Raw genomic sequence first — 6,590 nt, 5'->3', positions numbered from 1 at the left:
GAACCTTCGGTATAACAGTCACCATCGGTCGTTTGTCCGTTGGTAAAAATAAATAATAAAATTGTAAAAAAAATGCTTGGTTATTTAGGGTTAAAACAGCTGTAAAACAGTTGAATTCTGCTGAATTTGAAAAACACATAAAGGATTTTTCAGGAACATTGCTTGATGTAAGAACTATTGGCGAGTTTAAAAACGGACACATTGAAGAGGCTGGTCAATTAAACTATTACGCTCTGGATTTTAGGCAAAAACTATTGCTACTTCCAAAAAATCAACCCATCTACTTGTATTGTAATACTGGTTACAGAAGCCTAAGAGCCGCTGAAATTTTAGCAGAAAACGGCTACGAAAAAGTTTTTAATCTGGAGCATGGCATTATGGAGTGGAATCTAAAAAACCTTCCAATACAAGTAGAGCCCGATGCTAAACCTGATACGGAAAACAAAATGGAGCTAGATGAGTTTACTGCTTTAATTAATTCGGGAGAGTTAGTTTTTGTGGATTTCTACGCACCATGGTGCGCCCCATGCCGTAAAATGATGCCCATGATTGATAGCCTTAAAACGGAGTACAATGGCCAAATTACCGTAGTTAAAATAAACGCTGATGCAAGTAAAAGGCTTATGAAAAGTTTAAGCATCCAAAGTGTCCCAAACCTTATTCTATATAAAAATGGCAAGTCGCTTTTTACGCACACTGGAATTATTAGTAAAAGTGAACTTGAAAATGTTTTTAAAGCAAATATCTCAAGCCGAATAAAGTAGTAGTGGTTAAAAAAACTTAGAATACTCTGTCAGGTTTGATAAATCTTACGACTATATATTCACAAATATTTTAATAACCATAAAAACGTAAAAAGATGACAAAACTAGCAATCGTAATTTTTGCCGATACCGACACAGCGGAATCGATGGGTCGTGTAGCTAATGCTTTTGTTCTTGCCAACGAGGCAATTGAAAGTAAAGCTGATTTGAAACTTATTTTTGAGGGTGCAGGAACCAAGTGGATTCCTACTCTTGAGGACGAAAACCATAAGCTGCATGGAATGTATGCTGCGCTTAAACCACAGATTACAGGAGCATGTAAATTCTGCTCGCAGGCTTTTGGCGTAAAGAGTGCCGTTGAAAAAGCTGGCGTACAACTTTTAGGAGAGTATAAGGATCACCCCAGCTTACTAAGTCTAATCGATGAGGGCTTTCAGATAGTTTCGTTTTAATTTTTTGTATTGAATTTATAAAGGCTTAGCATTCGCTAAGCCTTTATTTGTATATTGAAGAATAAACAAACTCAAACTACACTACTATGGAAAAGCCTACGATTGCCCAAAAAAGTCCGTTTGTAATGGATATGAAACCAGGAACCTACTACTGGTGTGCCTGTGGGAAGAGCAAAAATCAGCCATTTTGTGATGGCTCTCATCAGGGTACATCGTTTCAACCAAAGGAGGTTGTTATTGATGAGCAAAAAACAGTGGCTTGGTGCGGTTGTAAGCACACTAAGAAGCCTCCCTTTTGCGATGGCACACACCAAAATATTTAATAAAAAGCCATTTAATTGTAATAAAAAAACCGCCCATTAGGCGGTTTTTTGCTTTATAAACTAAACAATTACAAGTACTTGCTAATTTTTTCTTGCATTGAGGCTAAATCATCCTTGCGCGTTAGCGTTTCAAGCACCTTGTTGGTTTTGGTGTCGATTACAAGGATAAAGCCCGTTTTCTGGTTATCGTTGTAAATCTTCTCAAGGCCAATTTTTTTTGCCAGCTCGCTCGATTTTTCTTTTGTCTCTTTATTTGTTAAATCGAACTGGTAAAAACTCACCGATTTGCCTTCAAGTTTATCAGGTAAGGCTTTAAAGTCGGGGGCAATGGCTTTACAAGCACCACACCAGTCGGCGTGGAATTTTACTGCTATAAGTTTAGCATCGGTTTTAGCATCCTGAGCATTAGTTTGCGCAAACAAACCTGCAACAATAAATAATCCTATTCCTAAAATCATCCTTTTCATAGTTTTCTGTTTTTAGTTAGTAATGGTGATTTTAGGTATTAGTCAGACAGAAATAATATACCTGACAAAATATTTAGATTTTTTTCTGTGTTTAAAAAGTGAGAACAGTTTTCCCCGATTTTAGGTATTCAGTAAGCGGTTTCCCCATATACTTCACATCAATACCTAAGGATGATAGCTTGTCGGAAACACCATAATCATCGGCACAAGCTTTGCAGGCATCAATCACCACGCCATTCTCCTGCATTTTTGCAATGCCCTGTTGTATCTCAGGGTTTTCCGCGGTTAGCTTCGATGATGGCCCCCAGATTATCAACCTAACGTGTCCCCACCATTTTACGCGAGCGGAGGTTCCGGCGTACATAAACACCATTTTGAGCGCCACATCGGGGTCGCCCGATGTCCAAAGGATCACAAGTGTATCGCTTTGTGCATTAGGAGGTGTAGTTTGATATGCAGTACTTGAATTGGTGAGTGTGTTGTCTGCCTTTGAAGCAGCATTGATATTAAATGTGAATAAAACGAGTGCTAAAATCAGCATTGCTTTCAGATTAGTTGTTTTCATTTTTCTGAGTATTAGTGGTAAAAGGTTTAACAATTACTCTGTGAAATAGTTTAACATATGCAAATACGCCATCAATTGGGCAAGCAAAATGACACCAGGGACGATTTATAAATAGTGATATTATCACCATTAGCAAAACTGCTCCAATGGCTATCGAAGAGCCATTCAACCTAAAAAAATTGCCAAAAATGGTGTAATCCGAAATGGTTGGGTTACGGGCGAATGCTGCAAATGAAATTGCAATTAAAGCAGCCGACCACTGTATCCGTTTTAGCCATTTCAGGTAGGAAAGGCGAAAGGTTTTTGGTTTTCCAAAAAGCCCAACAACCCGTTGTGCTGCCCCAAAGGGGCAAACCGAGGTGCAGTAAATGTTCTTTCCGCTTACCAAAGGAATTAGTATACTGCCAACTATAAGGATTACTATAAAAAGCCCACCCGCTAGCGCAGGTAAGTAGCATTGAGTAAGCGCATTTAGTTGGGTAAGCGTTATTGCGCTGTTTAGCCAAATGCCGAGGGTTGCAAGCGCTCCAATTTGTGCTGACCAAAGTAGCCAAACTTTAAGCTTGGCATTTTTTATTTTCGGTATAATCAAGCTAATTGCTAAAAGGAGAATTACAGCAACCTCTTTTAAACCAAACGTTATATTAGATTTATGGTTAAAGGATAAACCTTCGCCTTTTGAGTAGCCATCAACAATAGTTTCAATTATTCCTAGCGATGAAAGGGTGGCCCCAGATATTGCATCAACATTTTTATCTTCTGCTAAGGCTTGAGGTTGTGTGCCAATAATGTTATTGTAAAAATTCTTCTCCCGAAGTTTCTTAAAGTAGGTATGTGTTTCGGAATGTGAGATTACTTCAATTGAAGTAATAACCTTGGCTGTATCGGTGAAAGTTAGCGTTAATATTTTCCCTCCGTATCCGCTTCCCTTGCCAAGGTATGCATACCCAACGTGGTTATCTAAACTGTCGCAAATAATCCACTTTTGCGAATTAACCCTGTTGGGTTTCAGGTTTTTTGCCAGAATATTTTTACGTGCAAGCGCTACATCGCTATCAACCATATAATACCCACCAGCGAACCACGAGAGTAGAATTACCAATGGAATTCCTAGTATAACTACCCAATTCTTTATTGCTTTCTTTTTTCTCTTCCCTGTGCAAGTATCTTCCATAGCCCGCTACCTGTAATAAGTATTATCACTCCAAAAAACAGCATAAACCTTAATCCTGCTTTTGGCTCATTCTCGCCAATAAGCGTAAAGCCAGCACCTAGCGTAAAAGCCAGAAGGAATAGCCATATCAATACGAGTGCCCATTTCCTCCAGGTCATCCTGACTCGTAAGTCCTGAAACCAGTATCGTAGGCCATCGAAGAACGTTGCTACCAGAATGCCCATTAACATCCAGAATATGGGTTGTAACATTGTTGAATAGGGGAACATAGTTTGAGTGATTGAGTGATTGAGTGATTGAGTGATTGAGTGATTGAGTGATTGAATGATTGGTTGATTGAGTGGAGGTGTTAAAGATCAAACCACTCCTCCGTTCTAAGCCAATCGGGTGCTTTGCCGTAGGTTTTGTTGTTTCCATCTGGGGGAGGTAAGTACTCGTTGGCTCCTGGGTAATCGAAAAAGTTTTTTTGCATTGCCAGCATTGCAGATGCAATAATCCCTGATGGATCGCGGGGGTCGCCCTCACGAGCGAGAGTGTGAAGCCAGTTGTTTTTGCGCGAGTAAGGGCAAACTGCAAGGCAAACCCTGCATCCTCGGGGATGGCTGGTGCCCACGGAGTTCCATGCCGTGAAGCATTTATCCTGATCGATGCTCCATCGTTTAAAACCTCGAATGTTTTGAGTAGGCTCATCGTCAGAACTTATGGATTCGCTGGGACACTCCTCTGCGCAGATTTTACATTTCTTGCAAAATTCTGCAATGCCCACATCTATAGGCTTATCGGGTTCAAATGGCATACTCGTGGTTACTGCGGCCAATCGTGTGTTTCCACCAAGTTCTGGAGTGATTAGCACACCATTCCTACCCAGCTCACCCAATCCCGCATCGATTGCCAGAGGCGGCATCACTAAATCGTACTGGGTGGGAGGAACGTGCGAACGGGCGGGGTAGCCAATCTCTCGAATAAACGTTTCCAACTTCCCAGCAATAAACCGTAGCATTGAGTAGGCATCGTATGATGTGCCGTAGGTTGGATTGGCATAGAACGATTCCCACTCGTGGGGAACTGCGATAACCACTGCGTATTTCCAATGTTCAGGAACCTCAAAATCGCCCTTGCCTACTCCACGTAGAAAGCCCTGATAAACCCATTCGGGTTTAACTTTTGCTATGCCAACCAGCGTTGCACCAAAGGAGTGCGCAATCTTCTTAATAAGTTCCGACCCGTGTTTAGGAGATTTTAGAGGTAGTGGATAAGGGTTAACCCCTTTAAAATCCCAATCTTCAGGTGTCCCCTGTGGCTCTGGCGGAAAGGAATTGCGAATTTTTAATGGGCTTGAGTGCGCCGACGACCAGGCATCGGCAAGCAGGTACTTATCTCGGTATTTAGGCCAGTTGGCCTTCTGCTCCTGCGATTTTTCAATGGCTGTAAAAAATTCTTCAAAAGCCTTAGGGTGTTCCTGGAAATAAGCCCTCAAATGCTCTGGCAATCCTTCAATACCCTGCACCTTTATTGTTTCAAGGTTACCTTGCCCAACAGAATAAATAAATTGGTACATTTCAGCATTTCGCTTGAAAAGTCTATCCAAATAATCTATCCTTTGTGGATTTCCAACAGCTTCATAAGTAGGTTTTTCTACCCAGAATGGTTTGCGATTAAAGAATTGGTCTTTTCCGTAGGGCGTTTTTCCATAACCTGTATTCCCATCCTTACCTCTTCCAGCCACAAACCCAGCAACTGAAAAACCTGCCAGCGCAAGTGTCCCACTCCCCAATCCAGCGTACTTAAGAAAATTTCTTCTATCCATAATTGAACTTTTTACAAACATAATAGTTTCACTTGTAACTAATATTATATCTTTATAGATATTTTAAGATTAAAAGGTTTAATTATATGGTAGCAAAATACAGGTTTGGTCGATCGCTGGGAATGCTCACAATGCAGATTTCTCGTGCAGTTGGAAGGGAAATGGTGAAATGCTTAAAGGAAAACGGTTACGACATGGAGCCATCGTCGTGGAGCGTTATCTCCCTTCTACTGAGTTATCCCAATCGCACACAGCAAGAGATTGCTGATTTTCTTTGGCTAAATAAGGTTAAGGTGAAACGGCTTTTGGATGGACTTGAAAGGGATGGACTGGTAAAGAGAGAAATTTTTAAAAACGACAAACGGTACAACGTGGTTAATCTTACAGTTAAGGGAGAGACCTTATACCACGATGCAGTAAAATGTGCCGATGCGGCACTAGCTAAGGCCTTCCTAGACTTCACTGATAAAGATGAGGAGCAGCTAATCGACAGGTTAATTAGGATTAAGGGAAATCTGGCAGAAAAAACTTATGGTTTTGATGAAATACGTGAGTAAGCAATGTCAGGAATTAGAAATTTGTCGACTATATGAAAAAAAAAATTCAAAGAAAACATTATGGCAAAAGAAATCCATACACTAAATTTTGAAGAAGAAGTACTTCGTAACCCAAAACCAGCAGTGATCGACTTTTGGGCTCAAAGATGCAGTACCTGTCAAGTAGTTGGTTCCCTTATTGATGATCTTGATATCGATTACGATGGCAGGGTAACCATCGGCAAGGTTGATGTGGATAAATATCCGCGAATTGCTGAACATTTCGGGGTAGTAAGCATTCCGTCCATTCTTTTTTTAAAAAAGGGCAATGTTATACATCGGATGACTGGAACGGTGTCTAAAAGGGAAATCGTTGAGGAAATTGAGCGAATGCTAATTTAACTTTATATGATTATCCGCTAATGTGCCTAAATTATTATATTTGTACAAAATATATTGAAAATGAATTTTATAGATTTTGTAAAGCAGCATCCTGATGAGA

General features: G+C 40.4%; 10 protein-coding genes. 5 read left to right on the top strand and 5 right to left on the bottom strand.

The features are described from left to right. The first annotated feature begins 110 nt into the window (after window positions 1-110). The 3 genes from G8O23_RS16880 to G8O23_RS16870 all read left to right on the top strand — a co-directional run bounded on the left by G8O23_RS16880 (window position 111) and on the right by G8O23_RS16870 (window position 1,539). Window positions 111-764 (top strand): thioredoxin domain-containing protein, encoded by a 654-nt coding sequence (locus tag G8O23_RS16880; protein ID WP_166367047.1) that lies wholly within the window; start codon window positions 111-113, stop codon window positions 762-764. A gap of 95 nt (window positions 765-859) precedes the next feature. After that, window positions 860-1,216 (top strand): DsrE family protein, encoded by a 357-nt coding sequence (locus G8O23_RS16875; protein WP_166367045.1) that lies wholly within the window; start codon window positions 860-862, stop codon window positions 1,214-1,216. Between the two features lie 86 nt (window positions 1,217-1,302). Continuing rightward, a complete protein-coding gene (locus G8O23_RS16870) occupies window positions 1,303-1,539 on the top strand; it encodes a CDGSH iron-sulfur domain-containing protein (protein WP_166367043.1) in 237 nt (78 codons plus the stop codon). Window positions 1,540-1,607: 68 nt separating this feature from the next. Here G8O23_RS16870 and G8O23_RS16865 read toward each other — a convergent pair whose 3' ends face one another. The 5 genes from G8O23_RS16865 to G8O23_RS16845 form a co-directional block, all read right to left on the bottom strand. Next, window positions 1,608-2,006 carry a thioredoxin family protein gene (locus tag G8O23_RS16865; protein ID WP_166367041.1) on the bottom strand — a complete coding sequence of 133 codons (399 nt, stop codon included), beginning with the start codon at window positions 2,004-2,006 and terminating at the stop codon, window positions 1,608-1,610. 91 nt (window positions 2,007-2,097) lie between these two features. After that, on the bottom strand, window positions 2,098-2,571 hold the full coding sequence (locus G8O23_RS16860) for a DsrE family protein (RefSeq protein WP_219932583.1): 474 nt from the start codon (window positions 2,569-2,571) through the stop codon (window positions 2,098-2,100). Beyond that, window positions 2,558-3,745: an FMN-binding protein gene (locus G8O23_RS16855; RefSeq protein WP_166367039.1), complete on the bottom strand. Its 1,188-nt coding sequence runs from the start codon at window positions 3,743-3,745 to the stop codon at window positions 2,558-2,560. Before G8O23_RS16855 ends, G8O23_RS16860 begins: the two co-directional genes overlap by 14 nt. Further along, the gene (locus G8O23_RS16850; RefSeq protein ID WP_166367037.1) at window positions 3,703-3,996 is read right to left on the bottom strand and encodes a hypothetical protein; all 294 of its coding nucleotides are present in this window, start codon (window positions 3,994-3,996) and stop codon (window positions 3,703-3,705) included. The genes G8O23_RS16855 and G8O23_RS16850 overlap by 43 nt, the downstream gene beginning before the upstream one ends. A gap of 98 nt (window positions 3,997-4,094) precedes the next feature. Continuing rightward, on the bottom strand, window positions 4,095-5,552 hold the full coding sequence (locus G8O23_RS16845; protein WP_166367035.1) for a reductive dehalogenase: 1,458 nt from the start codon (window positions 5,550-5,552) through the stop codon (window positions 4,095-4,097). A gap of 86 nt (window positions 5,553-5,638) precedes the next feature. Between G8O23_RS16845 and G8O23_RS16840 the strand changes: the two genes are divergently transcribed. Next, complete coding sequence (locus tag G8O23_RS16840) at window positions 5,639-6,109, top strand: MarR family winged helix-turn-helix transcriptional regulator (protein WP_166367033.1); 471 nt, start codon at window positions 5,639-5,641, stop codon at window positions 6,107-6,109. A gap of 60 nt (window positions 6,110-6,169) precedes the next feature. Next, window positions 6,170-6,490: a thioredoxin family protein gene (locus G8O23_RS16835; RefSeq protein ID WP_166367031.1), complete on the top strand. Its 321-nt coding sequence runs from the start codon at window positions 6,170-6,172 to the stop codon at window positions 6,488-6,490. The last annotated feature ends 100 nt before the right edge of the window (window positions 6,491-6,590 follow it).

This window comes from Perlabentimonas gracilis, assembly GCF_011174675.1.
Classification (GTDB): domain Bacteria; phylum Bacteroidota; class Bacteroidia; order Bacteroidales; family Tenuifilaceae; genus Perlabentimonas; species Perlabentimonas gracilis.
The sequence above is the reverse complement of the archived record's forward strand: the minus strand, read 5'-3'. Positions and strand labels throughout refer to the sequence as shown.